Annotated in this window: 16 protein-coding genes; 9 read left to right on the plus strand and 7 right to left on the minus strand. The window is 35.1% G+C overall.

Features of this window, described 5'->3' with window-relative positions; genetic code table 11:
* Window position 1 precedes the first annotated feature (1 nt).
* Entirely contained in the window at window positions 2-430 is a 429-nt protein-coding gene (locus tag J3U36_RS01460) for a type II toxin-antitoxin system RatA family toxin (protein WP_267349810.1), read from the minus strand.
* Window positions 431-497: 67 nt separating this feature from the next.
* Here J3U36_RS01460 and smpB point away from each other — a divergent pair, with 67 nt between their 5' ends.
* The gene (smpB, locus tag J3U36_RS01465; RefSeq protein ID WP_065558829.1) at window positions 498-980 is read left to right on the plus strand and encodes an SsrA-binding protein SmpB; all 483 of its coding nucleotides are present in this window, start codon (window positions 498-500) and stop codon (window positions 978-980) included.
* A 43-nt stretch (window positions 981-1,023) separates the two neighbouring features.
* On the opposite strand, the gene J3U36_RS01470 is transcribed toward smpB, so the two are convergent.
* From J3U36_RS01470 to J3U36_RS01480, 3 genes are all read right to left on the minus strand, one after another.
* Entirely contained in the window at window positions 1,024-2,022 is a 999-nt protein-coding gene (locus tag J3U36_RS01470; RefSeq protein WP_267380832.1) for a substrate-binding domain-containing protein, read from the minus strand.
* Between the two features lie 15 nt (window positions 2,023-2,037).
* Window positions 2,038-3,156, minus strand: coding sequence for a glycoside hydrolase family 172 protein (locus tag J3U36_RS01475; RefSeq protein WP_267380833.1), 1,119 nt, complete (start codon window positions 3,154-3,156; stop codon window positions 2,038-2,040).
* A 75-nt stretch (window positions 3,157-3,231) separates the two neighbouring features.
* Complete coding sequence (locus tag J3U36_RS01480) at window positions 3,232-4,458, minus strand: oligosaccharide MFS transporter (RefSeq protein ID WP_267380834.1); 1,227 nt, start codon at window positions 4,456-4,458, stop codon at window positions 3,232-3,234.
* A gap of 687 nt (window positions 4,459-5,145) precedes the next feature.
* On the opposite strand from J3U36_RS01480, the gene J3U36_RS01485 reads away from it, so the two are divergent.
* On the plus strand, window positions 5,146-5,925 hold the full coding sequence (locus J3U36_RS01485; protein ID WP_267380835.1) for an FCD domain-containing protein: 780 nt from the start codon (window positions 5,146-5,148) through the stop codon (window positions 5,923-5,925).
* 145 nt (window positions 5,926-6,070) lie between these two features.
* On the opposite strand, the gene lolA is transcribed toward J3U36_RS01485, so the two are convergent.
* Window positions 6,071-6,664 carry an outer membrane lipoprotein chaperone LolA gene (gene lolA, locus J3U36_RS01490; RefSeq protein WP_065558834.1) on the minus strand — a complete coding sequence of 198 codons (594 nt, stop codon included), beginning with the start codon at window positions 6,662-6,664 and terminating at the stop codon, window positions 6,071-6,073.
* 176 nt (window positions 6,665-6,840) lie between these two features.
* Between lolA and J3U36_RS01495 the strand changes: the two genes are divergently transcribed.
* The 7 genes from J3U36_RS01495 to J3U36_RS01525 all read left to right on the plus strand — a co-directional run bounded on the left by J3U36_RS01495 (window position 6,841) and on the right by J3U36_RS01525 (window position 17,231).
* Complete coding sequence (locus J3U36_RS01495; protein ID WP_267380836.1) at window positions 6,841-8,178, plus strand: replication-associated recombination protein A; 1,338 nt, start codon at window positions 6,841-6,843, stop codon at window positions 8,176-8,178.
* A 209-nt stretch (window positions 8,179-8,387) separates the two neighbouring features.
* Window positions 8,388-10,673 (plus strand): class 1a ribonucleoside-diphosphate reductase subunit alpha, encoded by a 2,286-nt coding sequence (gene nrdA / locus J3U36_RS01500; protein ID WP_267380837.1) that lies wholly within the window; start codon window positions 8,388-8,390, stop codon window positions 10,671-10,673.
* Window positions 10,674-10,811: 138 nt separating this feature from the next.
* Window positions 10,812-11,942, plus strand: coding sequence for a class Ia ribonucleoside-diphosphate reductase subunit beta (gene nrdB / locus J3U36_RS01505; RefSeq protein WP_363317376.1), 1,131 nt, complete (start codon window positions 10,812-10,814; stop codon window positions 11,940-11,942).
* 217 nt (window positions 11,943-12,159) lie between these two features.
* Window positions 12,160-12,804 carry a DUF7424 family protein gene (locus J3U36_RS01510; protein ID WP_267359350.1) on the plus strand — a complete coding sequence of 215 codons (645 nt, stop codon included), beginning with the start codon at window positions 12,160-12,162 and terminating at the stop codon, window positions 12,802-12,804.
* Between the two features lie 290 nt (window positions 12,805-13,094).
* Window positions 13,095-13,535 carry a hypothetical protein gene (locus J3U36_RS01515; RefSeq protein ID WP_267380838.1) on the plus strand — a complete coding sequence of 147 codons (441 nt, stop codon included), beginning with the start codon at window positions 13,095-13,097 and terminating at the stop codon, window positions 13,533-13,535.
* Window positions 13,536-13,604: 69 nt separating this feature from the next.
* On the plus strand, window positions 13,605-16,283 hold the full coding sequence (glnD, locus tag J3U36_RS01520) for a bifunctional uridylyltransferase/uridylyl-removing protein GlnD (RefSeq protein ID WP_267380839.1): 2,679 nt from the start codon (window positions 13,605-13,607) through the stop codon (window positions 16,281-16,283).
* Window positions 16,284-16,307: 24 nt separating this feature from the next.
* Entirely contained in the window at window positions 16,308-17,231 is a 924-nt protein-coding gene (locus J3U36_RS01525) for an AEC family transporter (protein WP_267349837.1), read from the plus strand.
* 39 nt (window positions 17,232-17,270) lie between these two features.
* On the opposite strand, the gene J3U36_RS01530 is transcribed toward J3U36_RS01525, so the two are convergent.
* Both J3U36_RS01530 and J3U36_RS01535 read right to left on the minus strand, forming a co-directional pair.
* A complete protein-coding gene (locus tag J3U36_RS01530; RefSeq protein ID WP_267380840.1) occupies window positions 17,271-18,113 on the minus strand; it encodes an aldo/keto reductase in 843 nt (280 codons plus the stop codon).
* A gap of 80 nt (window positions 18,114-18,193) precedes the next feature.
* The gene (locus J3U36_RS01535; protein WP_267380841.1) at window positions 18,194-18,871 is read right to left on the minus strand and encodes an HD domain-containing protein; all 678 of its coding nucleotides are present in this window, start codon (window positions 18,869-18,871) and stop codon (window positions 18,194-18,196) included.
* Between the last annotated feature and the right edge of the window lie 55 nt (window positions 18,872-18,926).

An 18,926-nucleotide genomic window follows, 5' to 3' on the forward strand; every position in this document is an offset into this window, starting at 1 on the left:
ATTAATAAATCTGCCTTGCTCGATTGGAAAACGCTTTAACCATATTTATCATCACATCTTTAAACATTGGGGTAAAAGTCATGTCTAATAATTTATTTTGAAATTCAAAATCTAAACTAAAACTGATTTTACTTTGGTTGTCAGAAAGTGTAGTAAACTGCCATTTGCCCGAAAGGTGCTTGAATGGGCCTTCTAAAAGGGTTAAATCGATTGAATTAGGTTCATTAATTTGATTTAATGTGGTAAATGATTTTTTGAAACCAAATTTTTCAACTTCAATAAATGCAGCAATAATATTATCCTGTTTTCTAATAATTCCCGTTGCGATACAATCGGGAACAAATTCAGGATATCGCTCAATGTCATTGACTAATGAAAACATTTGTTCAATTGAATACGGTTCAATAACTTCGTGAAATATATGTGCCATAACATTAATTAATTAAAAATAAAATTTGTGGCATATATTAACACGTAACTCTATAATAACGCACATTATGACTAAGAAAAAATCACACAAACCCGGTTCGGCAACCATTGCATTAAATAAACGCGCACGCCATGAGTACTTTATTGAAGAGGAAATTGAGGCGGGATTATCCCTACAAGGTTGGGAAGTTAAATCCCTGCGTGCAGGAAAAGTAAATATTAGCGATAGCTATGTACTGCTTAAAGACGGGGAAGCATGGTTATTTGGTGCAACCATTACACCATTAAATGTGGCTTCAACACATGTTGTCTGCGATCCCATGCGTAACCGTAAATTGCTTTTGAATGAACGTGAATTAAATTCGCTATTTGGTCAAATCAATCAAAAAGGTTACACAGTTGTTGCGCTTTCATTATATTGGAAAAATGCTTGGGCAAAAGTCAAAATTGGTGTGGCTAAAGGCAAGAAAGAGTACGATAAACGAACGGATATCAAAGAACGGCAATGGCAGGTTGATAAAGCGCGTATCATGAAAAACGCTAATCGCTAATCGCTAATCATCTTATTATTACTTTTGTCTCTCATCGTAAAAGCTATGGATGGCGTTTAATTTGTGGTTTGATGAAAATCGCGTTATGCTTTAGCGCTTTAAAATTAAGCAGATCATCTATAGTGTTTACACACGTCAGTGCCATAGTTTGAAAATCTTGTGCAATAGCATCAATCGGATAATAAGAGTAATCCAGATAAATATTATAATCATACGAACATAAGCAAATTTGGTCTGGATTAACTTTAACCTCGACTAAATAGCTCAACACTTCCTGCAATAAATTACCGGACGGAGTAAAAATAGCTTTCGGTAAACGCCCTAATTTTTGATGCAATCGTTTGAGTAAGTCATAACCTTTATTTGGGCAATAACTATCACAAATGATCCAGTCAGAAGCTGGCGTTAAGCCTGCATTCGTTAAACCTTGTTTAAATCCTTGTAACCGAGCACGAATTGAAGTGAGTTGTACATCACAACCAATAAAATAAAACTCATTTAATTTTTTTGCATAAGGTTCGATTAATTCAGCTACCGATCCTATTGCCTCACTTGTAATAAATGGAAGTATGGTATGCTCAATATAACGATCAAAAAATAACACCGGAGTATGTTGATTAATACTCATGTAAAACTCATCGCTATCTAGTGATGTGACCACTATCATTGCATCCACTTTTCGTTCAACCAAATTTTGCGCTACATTAATTTCAACCTCTTTATTATAGTGGCTACAAGTAATTAAAAGCTGAATATTTTTTTCCCGAAATGATGCTTCTAAATGGTGTAAAAACATCGAAAAAAACGAGTTCGACATATCAGGAACAATGACACCAATTGTATTGGTACTCTTCGCCTTGACTAAGTATCGACGAATATGCGATTGCTCTTTATACTGCTCAGCTATTGCAAGCACTTTTTGGCGTGTAAGAGATGAGATTCGATATTTTTTATCTCGTTTATTAAAAATATGGCTGACGGTCGTTGCCGAAACGCCAGCCAAACGAGCAATATCATTGATTCTTAATTTATTACTCGCCATATTTCACCTTCCAGACTATCGTGGTGTGCGTTGTTGTTTATTGGGAAAAGTCGGGTTGTGATTTTCCGACGGATTTTGATACCAATACGCCACGCTGGCAATATCATCACAACGTTCATACAATCTTATATCATCATTTCCGATCTGTTGAAAAGCTAACTTAATATTTTTATGGAAAGCAACCGGATCAGGTAAATGCCAACGGTATAAACCATGCATCGGAAGTGCATCATCGCCGAAGCCATGTACCGGATTTGAATCACCTGTTTGAAAAAAATCCCGTGTAGCATCTCGATTAGTTTGATAAGGATAGCCCATAAACAGTGTTTGAAAACATTTTGCTTTAGGCTTACCTTGACTGTCACGATTATGAAATGCCCATGCCCCACCAAAATAGTCTTCTGAGCCAGTTGAATGTTGTGTTGGATACGCACTATCATCATCCAGATAAAATTTGAACTCGCCTTCTCCCCACCAATACCGTTCTAAAGCGGTTAGGGCTAAATACGTCCCCACATAATAGCCATGACCTTGTACGTTATCTAATATGACATAATCTTGTGCATACTGAGTTACTCGCTGACGACGCCATTGAGCATGAAAATAGAGAGGCTGTTCGAACGGTTTTGGCATGATGGCATAATTAATAGTGAAAAAGAAATGTTGTAAATCTGCTTCATGCTCATTGTGAATTTCTATCCTGGCTTTTTTATTGAATGGCATTCTAAAATAACAGTTAAATCCCCCTGTTGGATTAACCACAATCGGTAATGAATTGATATCACATCTTGCTCCAAATCCATTACAGAAAAAATCACCAATTGGGCTTTCAACTGACGGTATTGTTTCGTCATCCCAGTAGATACGAATAACCACATCACGCAAGACAAAACTACCACGATGTGTTCTATCGGTTAAGGTAAACCACATATGTCTAATTTCAGCAGGCCCGCTAATTTCTGCAATTGTTATTTTTTCCCCTGCCGGAATCGAGATACACCCTTGTCCTTTACGGCTAGGGCCTAAAGCACTCGGTTTCATACAAGACTTACCCTTTTCGCCTGTCATATTTTCAGGTGAAATAGTTCGAGTTTGTTCAAAGTTAAATTGTGTCACTGAATTGAATATATTCATTTTTAATCCTTAATATGTCTTAATAAATTCTTATTATTACCGTCTAAAAGATATGTGTTTTTATTAATCTTTTTTTTATGTGTTCCCTTTTTGGTCTCGACTTAAGAAGAAAATAGCAAAAATCATAAAACCTAAAACCACCAAACCTAAATTATTAAACGTCGTTGCGGCGCCAGCGGTATCATAAATGTCGCCAACATAAGTTGAGAACAAAATAACCCCAACTGAACCTGCGACTTGATAACCAATCAGAAAAACAGTGGCAGAAAGACGAGCATTAAAATTGTTATCAATATACTTAAATACTGAGACTAAAATGGTTGAAATTTCTAAACAATGCATTAGCTTAATAATGGATATAATGACAATGCTATCAACATGAGCAGTTAAAAATATTCGTGATGCCGATATAAATGCAGCAAAAATAAGTGCATTTTTTGCGCCAACTCGATTAACAACAAAAGGAACACAAAACATGACTGCAGCTTCTAAAAACACTTGAAAAGAATTTAATAAACCATATAAATGATAACCATCATTTACATCGGTAAATTGTTGTGTGAAATAGACAGGAAACAGTTGCTGATCATAAATATTATAAAGGCTATAAGTGCCTAATACATAAATAACAAATATCCAAAACTTTTTGAGCGCAAACACAGAAAGGATTTCATTAAAGGTCAATTTTTCTTTCTTTTGAAATACCACACTTGAGGATTGAGTTAAGTCAGGTTTGAAATTGAGATTTAAAATCATAAAACAGAGACCGACAATCGACGCTGCCCAAAAATTAAGATGGGGATTAATACTTATTAAAATTCCGGCGATAAAAGTCCCTACTGCATAAGCAATACAGCCCCAAGTTCGACATTGTCCAAATTCAAATCCAAACGCCCGACTAATCTTTTCACAATATGAATCAATCAGTCCCATACCTGCCACCCAACCAAATCCTAAAAAGAAACTGCCAAAAATCACACCAACATAAAAGTTATGCTTTAAAAGTGGTTCATAAATATAAATTAATGCAGGTGCTGCGCAGGTGATAATAATACTTTGAAACCAAATAAGGTGTTTTTTTAAGACTAATTTATCTTGATAAACACCATATATAATCATGATAATTAACGAAATAAAGTAGTTAAATGAATAAATGATACCCGTTTGTTTCGCTGTTAAACCAATCTCTTTACTAAGCCAAATTGAGTAAAAAGAGAAAACAAAACTGCCTGCTGCGTAATACATAAAGCTATAACAGGAAGCAAACCAATAAGTTGGTTTTTTATAAAATTCACTTGTCATAATTTATCCTATGAAGAGTTAACCACTGATAAGGAATATAAAGAGCTAAAAATTTAGCTTTAATGGGTTTATTGGATAAATGTGATCCACATCAAAAATTATTTCTAAGACTTGCAATAAACAGCAAAATTCATCATGGTGTTTTGTTAACAATAGGTAAATCTAAAAGTAAGATAATCATTATGCTGATAAATTCAAAAAAATTTGAACGTTGAACTTTAAAACAAGATATCAGACAACTTTTTAATTCATAAATCGCAACAAGATGAGTTTACCCATTGAATGATTAAAAATGTTTTAATTAGACGCCATTAACTGTGTTTTAAATGATCAAAAAATGAGGAATGTCGATTCAGCAACTTGCGTGAGATGATAAAATGTAACACGGTTAAGTATCCCTAAAAAATCTAACTTATAACTGCAAGATAGTTAACCTATATTAGATATATAAATTTAGTGAAAAAGACATCAAATTTAACTCAAACATATATGACAATCTAAAAAGTTGACACACATGATATAGCTAAAATATAACAACAATTTAAGATGGTTTATCGACTTGTCAGTTATGTAAGAATTGATAAAAATAGTATAAAAAAAATTAGAGTTACATTATTTAACTCTAATCAATTAGATGTTATTTTAAGGTTATATTTAAACGACTTAGGTATTTTAAAAAAATAAATTATGACCGAAAAACAAAATGAATATCACAGGCTTTATCAAGTCATCGCATCAGAATTAAAAAATCGGATTATTAGCGGTATTTACCCAATAGGAAGCAAATTACCTTCAGAAAGATTGGTGTGCGAAGAGTTAAAAGTTAGTCGTTCTGTCGTAAGAGAAGCAATAATCATGTTAGAAGTTGAAGGTTTTGTTGAAGCACGTAAAGGATCGGGTATCCACGTTATTGGCAATAGCTCGCTTAAAAACCTTTCATCAACTTCAGGAGGATTAAATTTTGTAAAAAGTGGGCCTTTTGAACTGTTGCAAGCACGCCAACTTATTGAAAGTAATATTGCTGAATTTGCTGCCACACAAATCACCAAGGGAGATATTGTTAAATTATTAGAAATTCAACATAATGCTCAAAAAGAAGATCATCATCGCGATCCCTATTGGGATATTAAATTCCATACTCAGATTGCCATGATTACTCGTAACAGTGCTTTAACTATCATTGTTGAAGAAACATGGCAACAGCGCACGTTAAATCCTTTATGGAAAAAACTTCATGAAAATATGCCAGAACAAACCATTAATAATTGGGCAGATGAACATAACCAAATTTTGGAAGCTTTAATTAATCGAGATCCTCAAGCAGCAAAATTAGCGATGTGGCAGCATTTAGAAAACACTAAAAAAGCACTTTTTGATGCTGCAAATAAAGATTTTGAAACAAGACGTGATCACTATTTATTTTCTGATAATCCCGTCATTAGTATCAATAACAATGAATTAGACTAAACTAAACAAATCATCAAGCTTTAACTCACTCGTAGCTATCAACTAATTAAAAATAAATTTAGCAAAATTAATTGACGCTATCTTGTGTTTAAGGCTCAAAATGATAATCGATAATGACTTTTATTACTTTAAACGCATTGATCACTTATCGTTGATCGTCAATTTGAATGCCTAAAGGCGGTTCAAAATGAAACTTACTGAGTTCTACTTTTCCAAGTTTTTGGTGCGATAGATCATAAAAACTGCGTTGTCCATCTTCCTCAATAATCGTAAAATTGGAAATCATTCCGCTTGGTAACACTGAAATGATAAAATTCTGACTTGAACTGTCTGTCGGCTTTAAAGTGAATGAATCTTGTTTACGTGTAACTTGATAGTGGTTCCAAATAGGATTATGACTATCGGTAATTAAAAGCATTAAACGATTATCAACGGCTTTTTTTAAATCCATCACTGTGACTTGTTCGACTGTTGGCGTATAGACCCACATATTACTTCCATCCGAAATAATAGTTGTTTCCTCTGGCTCTGTCATTTTCCAATTAAAATAGTAAGGTCTTGTTACCCAAAGATCCCCCTTTCCTTCCTGAACTTGCTGATTATCTGCTGTTTTTACATCTTGTGAAAAGCGTGCATAAAATCCGTCAACTTTGTCTAAACGCTGTTGTAAGACCTCTTTATCACCTGCCCAAGCGGATACGCTAACTAATAATCCCATTAATACTAAAAATTGTTTCATAACGAATCCTTACTTTTTTTATCTATAACAAAGCGTTAAATAGTGTTCGTAAATCTGATTAGGTCAAAATATTACCGTTTTTCGTTAAGATCGAAAAGTTATTTTCTTTTCTTTTTCACTTATCAATTAACAAGTATATAATATAATGAATTTTTCAAACTTGGATACCACCTGTTATGCCTAGCATGTCATTTGATTTTACGACCGATGAATTTCAGCCTTTAGCGGCAAAAATGCGTCCACGTAATTTATCAGAATACATTGGACAAACTCAGCTACTAGGAGCAGGAAAACCATTACCGAAAGCCATTGAAGCCGGAAACCTCCATTCAATGATCTTATGGGGGCCTCCGGGAACTGGGAAAACCACATTAGCTGAAATTATAGCGCATCATGCTCATGCTAAAGTTGAAAGAGTTTCGGCAGTCACATCCGGAATCAAAGATATTCGTGAAGCCATTGAGCGAGCAAAAATCAATCAGCAAGCGGGTATCCGTACGATCTTATTTGTTGATGAAGTTCATCGTTTTAATAAAAGCCAACAAGATGCATTTTTGCCTTATGTTGAAAATGGTACAGTTACTTTTATTGGGGCGACAACTGAAAATCCGTCATTCGAACTCAATTCAGCGCTGTTATCACGAGCTAGGGTTTATTTACTCAAATCATTAACCAATGCCGATATCGAAAATATTTTACAACAAGCCATTGATGATCCGGTTCGAGGTTATGGCAATAAACATGTCGTGTTACCACCAGAAACAAAAAAACAGATTGCTGAATTTGTCGGGGGGGATGCCAGACGTGCACTGAATACACTTGAATTATTAGTGGATATGTCCGGTGGCAATGAACTAACACCAGCGTTACTCAAAGAAGTCATGGGTGAGCGTAGTGCCAGATTCGATAATCAAGGTGACCGATATTATGATTTGATTTCTGCCGTCCATAAATCAATTCGTGGTTCTGCGCCTGACGCTGCATTATACTGGTATGCAAGAATCATTACTGCTGGTGGTGATCCCCTCTATGTTGCTCGTCGATTACTGGCAATTGCCTCTGAAGATGTCGGGAACGCCGATCCAAGAGCAATGCAAGTTGCATTGGCGGCGTGGGATTGTTTTACGCGTGTTGGCCCCGCCGAGGGAGAACGCGCCATTGCGCAAGCTATAGTTTATTTGGCTTGTGCACCGAAAAGTAACGCCGTCTATCTTGCTTTCAAACAAGCTATGAGTGACGCGCAGTCTAAGCCAGACTATGATGTACCTGAACATTTACGTAATGCACCAACCAGTCTAATGAAAAATTTGGGCTATGGAGCACAATACCGTTATGCACATGATGAACCTAATGCTTTTGCAGCAGGTGAAAATTATTTTCCGCCTGAAATGGCTGATAGTAAATATTATCAACCAACTGATCGTGGTGCAGAAAAAAATTATGCCGATAAACTTGCATGGTTAGAAGCCCAAAATAAAGCAAGCGCAATTCAACGTTATAAAAACCAAAAATGATTCATAAGTAAAACCTTTCTAAACCATTTTATTTTATTACAGAAAAAAACGTTTACTAACCGATAGTTAACAAAATAAAAAAATGTTAACTGACTAATAAATACACTATATATAGTAATAAAATGATTAATAGGCACTATATATTGTATATTTTGACAAATATCAATTATGATAAGCTCCACAAAAAACGGGATAAAACTGGATGGAAAATGAATAAATCAATATTTGTGACCAAGCGAGATGGTAAGAAAGAACCTATCAATCTTGATAAAATTCACAAGGTAATTACATGGGCAGCAGAAGGATTAGAAAATGTTTCGGTATCTCAAGTTGAATTACGTTCACATATTCAATTTTATGATGGGATCCGAACATCTGATATTCATGAAACAATTATTCGAGCTGCCGCCGATCTTATATCGCAAGATTCACCAGATTATCAATATTTGGCTGCACGTTTAGCCATTTTTCATTTACGTAAAAAAGCGTATAACCAATTTACTCCTCCACCACTTTATGAACATGTAAAAAAACTAGTGGCAAGTGACCGTTATGACAAACACTTACTTGAAGATTATACGCAAGAAGAGTTTGAACAAATGGATAAAATTATCGATCATTGGCGTGATATGTCTTTTTCATATGCGGCAGTAAAACAGCTTGAAGGAAAATACTTAGTTCAAAATCGGGTAACAGGCGAGATTTATGAAAGCGCACAGTTTTTATACATTTTAGTCGCAGCTTGTCTTTTTGCTAATTACCCTAAAGATACGCGTCTTAGCTACATCAAACGCTTTTATGATGCAGTCTCAACTTTTAAAATTTCATTACCAACGCCAATTATGGCCGGTGTTCGCACCCCAACACGCCAATTTAGTTCATGTGTACTTATCGAATGTGATGACAGCTTAGATTCTATTAATGCGACGGCAAGCGCAATTGTCAAATATGTGTCACAACGTGCAGGCATTGGGGTTAATGCGGGCAAAATTCGAGCGCTTGGTAGTTCAATTCGTGGTGGTGAAGCTTTCCACACCGGTTGTATCCCATTCTATAAATATTTTCAAACAGCGGTAAAATCCTGTTCACAAGGCGGTGTTCGTGGTGGTGCTGCAACGGTATTTTACCCGCTTTGGCATTTAGAAGTCGAAAGTCTATTGGTTTTACGTAACAATCGAGGTGTTGAAGAAAACCGTGTTCGACATTTGGATTATGGTGTTCAGATTAATAAATTAATGTATCAACGCTTAATCCAAAACGAAAACATTACCCTTTTTAGCCCGTCAGATGTTCCGGGTCTATACGAGGCGTTTTTTGCCGATCAAGCAAAATTCGATGCGTTGTATCATCAATATGAACAAGATGTAAACATTCGAAAACGTGTAGTGAAAGCGGTAGAACTCTTTGCCCTGTTAATGCAAGAACGTGCATCAACTGGACGTATTTATATTCAAAATGTTGACCACTGTAATACTCACAGTCCATTCAATGCTCAGCTTGCGCCTGTACATCAATCTAATTTATGTATGGAAATTGCGTTACCAACTAAACCGCTGAACAATGTCAACGATGAAAAGGGTGAAATAGCACTATGTACACTGTCCGCCTTTAATTTAGGTGAAATTCAATCGTTAGATGATTTTGAAGAGCTTGCCGATTTAACGGTTCGTGCCCTTGATTCACTGCTTGATTATCAGGATTACCCTGTTCCTGCTGCTCGCAATTCATCTATTAATCGCCGTACATTAGGCATTGGTGTCATTAACTATGCCTATTATTTAGCAAAACATGGGGTAAAATATTCTGACGGCAGCGCTAATAATTTAACCCACCGCACGTTTGAAGCGATGCAATATTATCTTTTAAAAGCATCAAATAACCTAGCGAAAGAAAAAGGTGCATGTAACTTATTTAACGAAACGACCTATTCACAAGGGATATTACCGATAGATACCTATAAAAAGGATCTTGATACCATTACAAAAGAGCCATTACATTATGATTGGGAAGCACTGCGTGAATCAATTAAAACTCATGGTCTACGTAATTCAACCTTATCGGCGTTAATGCCTTCTGAAACGTCTTCGCAAATATCTAATGCGACTAATGGTATTGAGCCACCTCGAGGATATGTCAGCGTTAAAGCATCGAAAGATGGCATCTTAAAGCAGGTAGTACCTGACTATAAAGATTTAAAAAACTTCTATGAACTACTTTGGCAAATTCCTAATAACACGGGTTATTTACAATTAGTTGGTATTATGCAGAAATTTATCGATCAATCAATTTCGGCTAACACCAATTATGATCCGACAAAATTCCCGAATGACAAAGTACCGATGAAACAGCTACTTGCTGATTTATTAACCGCATATAAATTTGGTGTCAAAACACTCTACTACCATAACACACGTGATGGGGCGGAAGATATTCAAGGGGATATTGCACTAACTGAAAGTGATGACGGTTGTGAAGGCGGGGCTTGTAAAATTTAATTGCCCTTTTAGACAAAAACAAAGCATCACTTTAAAAACATTCAATGGGGGATTTTGATCCCCCAATATTGCCCCTTTTCCGCTGTCGACAGGTAGTGGTAAAAGTAACTAAATTCAGTTAGGAGTACGATTATGAATATGAATTACAGTACCTTTTCGCATGTACATAACGATCAGCTTAAAGAACCCATGTTTCTTGGTCAACCGGTTAATGTGGCGCGTTATGACCAACAAAAATATGAAATGTTCGAAAAATTAATCGAAAAACAACTTTCGTTTTTTTGGCGTCCGGAAGAAGTCGATATATCTCAAGACCGCATTGACTATGCGGCACTACCCGAGCATGAAAAACATATTTTCATTAGTAATTTAAAGTACCAAACATTATTGGATTCGATTCAAGGTCGTAGTCCAAACGTTGCTTTACTCCCTTTAATTTCAATTCCTGAACTTGAAACTTGGGTAGAAACGTGGTCGTTTTCAGAAACAATTCACTCTCGTTCTTACACACACATCATACGTAACATTGTCAATGATCCCTCGGTGGTATTTGATGACATTGTGACAAATAAAGAGATCCAAAAACGTGCGGGTGACATTGCGGGTTATTATGATGATCTAATTAGCTATGCGAGTTATTACAACTTATTAGGTGAAGGTAAACACACAGTTAACAATAAAACCATTACCATAAGTTTACGTGAATTGAAAAAGAAACTGTACCTTTGCTTAATGAGTGTTAATGCCCTTGAGGCCATTCGTTTTTATGTCAGCTTTGCTTGTTCTTTTGCTTTCGCTGAACGAGAACTAATGGAAGGAAATGCAAAAATCATCAAACTCATTGCCCGTGATGAAGCCCTTCACTTAACGGGAACTCAATTTATGATTAATACGCTTCGTAGTGGTGAAGATGATCCTGAAATGGCTGAAATCGCAAAAGAGTGTGAACAAGACTGCTATGACCTGTTTTTACAAGCAGCGAATCAAGAAAAAGAGTGGGCAGCATACTTATTTGAAGGCGGTTCAATGATTGGCTTAAATAAAGATATTTTATGTCAATATGTTGAATACATCACCAATATTCGTATGCAAGCGGTCGGATTGAAATTGCCTTACGAGGTAAAATCTAACCCGATTCCATGGATCAATAATTGGTTAGTATCCGACAATGTTCAAGTTGCGCCACAAGAAGCCGAAATGAGCTCTTATCTAGTCGGTCAAATTGATTCTGAAATCAATGAAGATGATTTGAGTGATTTTACTTTATAATTTACGCTGTCATTAAAACTTCCTATCCTGACTTGCACAGGTTTAGTACTAAAGCCTGTGCATGTTTTGTCTTTAGCGGTTAACCAAATCTAAGTAATTACAATCCAATTTCTTTTTTTAATTTATATTACATTTCTTAATGTTTGATTAATAATCTTTTTAATTGTATTATTTAACCGATATTAGTTAAATAAATCAAAAGGAAGTAAGAAGTAAAATGAATAAATTCATGGTAAGTTTAATTGCTATTACGTTACTATCAGGTTGTAAAGTTGAATTAGCACCGACAGTAAACCTTAGCGACGTGCAAAGTGAAACAGCAAAAACCGTACAGTCAAAAATATTGATTGAAGTTTCATCATGTACTGACTTTAAAGATTCACGACAAGAATCATCCACGTTAATAAAAGCAAAAAATGAAATTCAAAAAATTTTTGCGGATGCAAAATATATTGAATGTTATCGAGAAAAAATGGATTCTAAAGCAGTATTTGAAATACCGATTATGGTAGGAGGAAAAACGGGTAATGGTGATATCCAAATACGCAATAACGAGTCAGGTGGTATGGTTGTTGAAATGTCAAAAAAATTAGAACAAAAGATCAGTAATCACCAAAATTCGACATTTCGCAAAATCAATACATCAATCAGTATTAACGTCAATAATGATTTGAATCAAGCACAACAAATTATTGGTTATGCTATCTATCTTGATAACAATGCGATTCCTGTATCTAAGTATGATTTAAAACCAGGTCAGCATACGATAAAATTATCTGATGTTTCGGTATCTGCAATATTAACTAAGGGTTCCGCTTTAGTTTATGAAAATGCTAATGATTCAATCGATACAAAAAATTAGCTATAACTAAAATAAAAGCCTATCAACGCTTTTATTTAGTTTATGATATTTAAAATGTAAGGTAAAAACTATCGAATTGCTATTTAGCTTGACGAAATTATGTTGTTTTTTTGGGGTATAAATCATAATAGATAACAGTAAATGTTTTCGTGTTAATTACTATCAATATTTGAAGCATAATTAAATAAAACTGTGTTATATTGTAGTTGCACTAACGTTTGAAACAGTACTATTCATCGATCTTGAAAAAACTTACTTCATTTTTACTTACATTAATTATAGGTTTTAATATGAAAAAACTTTTATTGAGTAGTCTTGTCGGTTTAGTTTTGGTTGGTTGTGGTGAAAAAAAAGTAACTGAAGAAATGCTTATTGGTGAGTGGGATTGCACATTTTCAGGGCAAGAGGCAAAATGGGAAAATGGTAAATTTTCTGACTATGCACCACTCAAACAAGATAAAGGGATGATTAGGTATTTTATGAAGGACAATACCTTATTTTTCAATTTTGGTACAGATACATCTTATCCATATAATTTAAAAGCTTATTATAATGATTCAATGGATATAAAATCCAATAATGGTGTTACATCAAAAACGCAAAAGACCATGAACTATTTATCACCAGACAAATTCAAAACAACGGAAGTAACTGAAATTCTTATCGATAATGCTCCAAACGCAAATCGAAAAATGAATGTAGAAATAAATTGTGACCGTATAAAAAATTAAAACAAAAGTTCAAGCAACAAACTAAACTGTTGCTTGACAGTCTGTGAAAATCAGGTGACGATATGATTATTGAATGGTCTTAATTTTATTCCCATGACGCAAGTGCATTTAATTTATCCTATTTCACCACTTGATTTTAGTGATGCTGAGATAAATATTAACTTTCTCAAACAACACCTTGACCAATTTCAACAATGGTCGATGAAGCAATTTAAACAAAATGCAGATATTGATGAATTAGTGCATCTACGCAGTCAATTTATCGATAAATTACTTGCACGATTATGGTGCTATTTTCAAATTCCCGATCAAACTTCATCAGCTTTAAAAAATAATCGTATTGCATTAATCGCTGTCGGGGGGTATGGGCGAGCAGAGCTGCACCCTTTGTCAGATATTGATATTTTGATATTAAGTGATTACCCGCTTAATCATGATATCGAAAAACAAATCGGCGAGTTAGTACGGCTGCTTTGGGATCTTCATTTGGATATAGGTCATAGTGTCAGAACGCTAAAAACGTGTTTGCAAGAAGCTAAAAACGATATTACTATCATGACCAATCTAATTGAATCAAGATGGGTTGCGGGTAATAATCCATTATTACAAACCCTTCGACAACACATTTTTAGTGATAAAATTTGGCCTTCTCCTGCTTTTTATCGTGCTAAAATTGCCGAACAACAAGCCCGGCATCAGCAATATCACAGTACAACTTATAATCTTGAACCTGATTTAAAAAATAGTCCGGGCGGTCTACGGGATATGCAAATTATTCAATGGATTGCGATTCGTCACTTTGGCGATGAATTTTTGCAAAAAATTGCTGATTTTCATTACCTCACTCCCGAAGAGGTAGACGAATTTAGAACTTGTCGTAAATTTTTATGGCGTATTCGTTTTGCCCTTCACAGTGTCATTACTCGCTATGACAACCGATTGCTTTTTGATCGTCAATTAAGTATCGCCAAGCTTTTAGGCTATCAAGGTCAAGGAAATGCACCTGTTGAACAAATGATGCATGATTACTACCGAATTGCACACAACGTTACTGAACTCAATCAGATGTTACTGCAATTATTTGATGAGTCTATTCTTGAAGTTAATCCAAGCAATAAACCCTATGCTATCGATGAACACTTTCAAATCCGAGAAAAATTAATTGATGTAAAAGATGATAGTATCTTTAAAAAAGATCCGACAATGATACTGCAACTGTTTTACACCATTTTGCTCAATCCTCAAATCATCGGTCTCTATTCTAATACCATTCGTCAGTTACGCTCTGCAAGGCGAAAACTCACCACATTATTATGTGAACACCCTAAAGCCAGAGCACTATTTATGTTAATCATTAAGCATCCGGAAGCCATTGCAAAAGCAATTTTACCCATGCATCGTTATGGAATTTTAGCGGTCTATATACCTGGTTGGAAACATATCGCTGGTATGATGCAATTTGATCTATTTCATACCTATACAGTTGATGAACATACGGTACGATTATTAATAGAGCTTGATAGTTTAAAATCAGAACAAGGGAAACAAAAGCATCCTAATAGCTCAAACGTTTTTGCTAAATTATCCAAACCTGAACTGTTAATTATTACGGGTTTATTTCATGATATCGGTAAAGGTCGACATGGTGATCATTCTGAAATTGGTGCTAAATTAGTTGAAAAATTTTGTCAATTACATGAGCTTGAAACAAAAGATACTGATCTGATTATTTGGTTAGTACGCTATCATTTACTGATGTCAGTCACGGCACAAAATCGAGACTTACAAGATCCTGCTGTGATTCAAGAATTTGTTCAACAAGTTAAAAGTCGGCGTCGCCTTCAATATTTACTCTGCTTAACCGTTGCTGATGTGTGTGCGACGAACGAAACACTTTGGAACAGTTGGAAACAAAGCTTAATACGTCAACTGTATTTTAATGCCGAACACTTATTTGATATTGGAATACACCAAATACCGGAACAGCGGAGTATTGCTCGTCAACACAAGCAAGAAGCACTATCCATCTTAATTGCTCAAAGTTATGATGAGCAACACATCAAAAACTTTTGGCTAAACTATCGGGTGGATTACTTTTTGCGCTACACTACCGAACAGATTGTGTGGCATGCTCAAAATTTGTTAAACCACGACTTAACGCAAACACTAGTTATGATCAATTCGACGCCGTATCATGGTGGTACAGAAATCGTTATTTACTCACCAGACCGACCTTATTTGTTTGCTACCGTCTGCAACAACTTAAGTATGCACAATTTAAATATACTTGAAGCGCTTATCATCACCAATAAACAAGGATTTGCGCTTGATACCTTTATTGTACTGGAACCTAACGGCAATACCGTTCAATCTGATCGCCATGAAGGTATAATAAATGCACTTGAAAAAACATTACAACAACCGACTTATAAAGGTGTTACGGTAAAACCGCCTAAACAACGATTACGCTATTTTTCAGTGCCGACACAAATTAACTTTTTATCATCCTTTAACGAAAGTCAAACCTATATGGAATTGATTGCTTTAGACAGACCAGGACTTTTAGCTTGTGTTGGAGAAGTTTTTGCTAACTTAGAGATATCTTTAAGGAGTGCCAAAATTGCCACTATCGGCGAACATATCGAGGATCTGTTTATTTTGACCGACAAACATAACCATGCCCTTGATGATGATACTTGTCATAAACTAAAACAATCCATCATTGTTGCGCTCGATGCAATGAATTAATCACATAAATTAAAGATAATAACTATGCAATTTTTTACTATTTTATTTCCTATTTTTTGTATTTTCGTGGTGGGATTTATTGCGCAGAAAAAATTACATTTTGATGTGGCAAACCTGTCCAAAATGTCACTGTATGTGCTTTCACCCTTTTTGGCATTTAAAACATTTTATACACATACCTTAACAACAGAATACTTATTCTATATTTGCTATATTTTTGGTCTCTGTTTTGCTTTAGTCATCATTATTTCGATTTGGTCTATTTTGATGAAATACTCAAGCAAAGAACGCTGTGCAATGATTTTAAGCGCTTGCTTTATGAACAATGGTAATTATGGCACACCCGTATTGCTTGTCTTTTTTGGCACAATAGGATTTGATCTGGGCGTAATTATGATGGTGCTACAACAATTTGTCATGAGTACTGTTGGTATCTATTATGCGGCAAAAGGTAGCGCACGAGATGATATCGTTACGCAAAAAGATGTCATTAACAAAGTTATTCGCATGCCTGTGGCGTATGGAGCGTTTTTAGGTATCCTTTTTCAACTTTGTAACATTCCCTTATCTAAATCGATTATGACGTCCATTGGGATGATTGGTGACGCATCCATCGTGGTTATTATGATTATATTAGGTATGCAATTAGCGAAAATAAAAATCACCCAACTGGATTATCCTAAATTATCTTTTGCACTCCTCACTCGGATGATTCTATCGCCAATTGTTGCTTGTGCCATGGTCTACTTCATGCCTATTGCACCGGTATATAAGCAAGTGCTAATAGTACTAGCGGCAATGCCAAGTGCGGCAAACACGACATTAATGTCGGTACAATTTGACACGCACCCTGAACTTGTATCAAGTGCCACTTTTTTCAGTACTTTAATCAGTTTAATTACTCTGCCGATTGTTCTATCCTTAGTTGGGGCGCCCATTCCTTACTGATTCATGATCTCTCGATAAGAGAGATCTTATCTTTCACCATCAAAAACCATTTTTTTGATAAACGTTATCTGGATTCGGCCCTACGCGCAGATTTTGGTTAAGTCCATTAATGGCTTTTATTTCATCTAAAGTGAGTTCGAAATCAAAAATATTAGCATTCTGCACAATTCGATCCGGATGTGCTGATTTAGGGATCACAATGTAACCATTTTGAATATGCCAGCGTAATGTCACTTGTGATGCTGATTTCTGATATTTATTACCAATTTTAATAAGAAGCGGATCATTAATGACTTTGTTACGAGCCAACGGTGACCAAGCTTCAATAGCAATCTTTTGTTGTCGTAAATATTCCACTAATTCGATTTGAGTTAAATAAGGATGAATCTCGATTTGATTAAGCATGGGTTTAATATTTGCTTTGGTTGAGAGTAATTCTAAATGTGAGATTTGAAAATTACAAACGCCGATTGCCCGCACACGCTTTTCTTCATACAGTTTTTCGAACGCCTTCCATGTATCAAAAAAAGTGTCACTTAATGGCCAGTGAACTAAAAAAAGATCGAGGTAATCAAGCTGTAAATCTTTTAGCGACTGATCAAAACCCGCTAATGTTTTATCATAACCTTGATTGCTATTATTGATTTTAGTGGTAATAAACAATTTATCACGTGCGACATGGCAATCTTTAATAATTTGCCCGAGTTGCTTTTCGTTCTGGTAAAGCTGAGCGGTATCAAACGCTCGATACCCCGCATTAATAGCCGTATTTACTGCACATGATAATTCATCAAAATCAGTTAATTGATAAGTGCCAAAACCGAGTTGCTGCATTGCTACATGATGACTAAGCATTACTTTACTGTTGATCGAAATCGTCATGATAACCCCTTCTATTTTATTCAGATTATTGATCAATTATATCGATCATATCGATATTATCAATTAATTTAGAATATTATCTATTCTTCATCACCATCCCACTCTTTTTCGAATTGCTTCACAAACTCAACCAATATAGCGTGACGTTTTAATGCGATTTTTTTAGCAATTTGTGTATTCATCCTATCTTTGAGTAAAAAGAGTTTTTCATAAAAATGGTTTATTACTGTATTAGGTTGTTTATAGTTTTCTTCATTTAATGATGTTCTGGGTAATATAGTGGGATCATACATAATATTTTGCTTGTTACCCCCATAGTAAAACGTCCGAGCGATACCAATAGCACCAATGGCATCTAATCGATCTGCATCTTGTACAATTTGCCCTTCTAACGACAATTCTTTTTTTTGAGTGAGATTTTTTCGATATGACATATTTTCAATAATGTCAAAAATGTGTTTAATTTCGCTTTGACTGATCGTTTGTTGAATTAAAAAATCGTGTAACTCACTCATGGCGTGATTCACATCTGATACCACTTTTTCATCGATAACATCATGAAGATAGGCACTTAAAATCACGATAAAGTCATTGGCTGTTGGCTCATGTTTTAAAATTTGTTTTGCCAATTTAACTACTCTTTCAATATGCGCCATATCATGACCAGAAAAATCGTCAGCAAGTTTTTGTTTAACAAAAGTTTGAACATTATTGATAATTTTTTGTTGATCGACCATTTTCTTTGATTCCTGACTCATTCGATTTATCACTTCCTTAATGCGGGACACTATTTTGAGATATGATTAACATTTA

Origin of the sequence: Gilliamella sp. B3817, assembly GCF_026536705.1 — a bacterium.
Lineage (GTDB): Bacteria > Pseudomonadota > Gammaproteobacteria > Enterobacterales > Orbaceae > Gilliamella > Gilliamella apicola_I.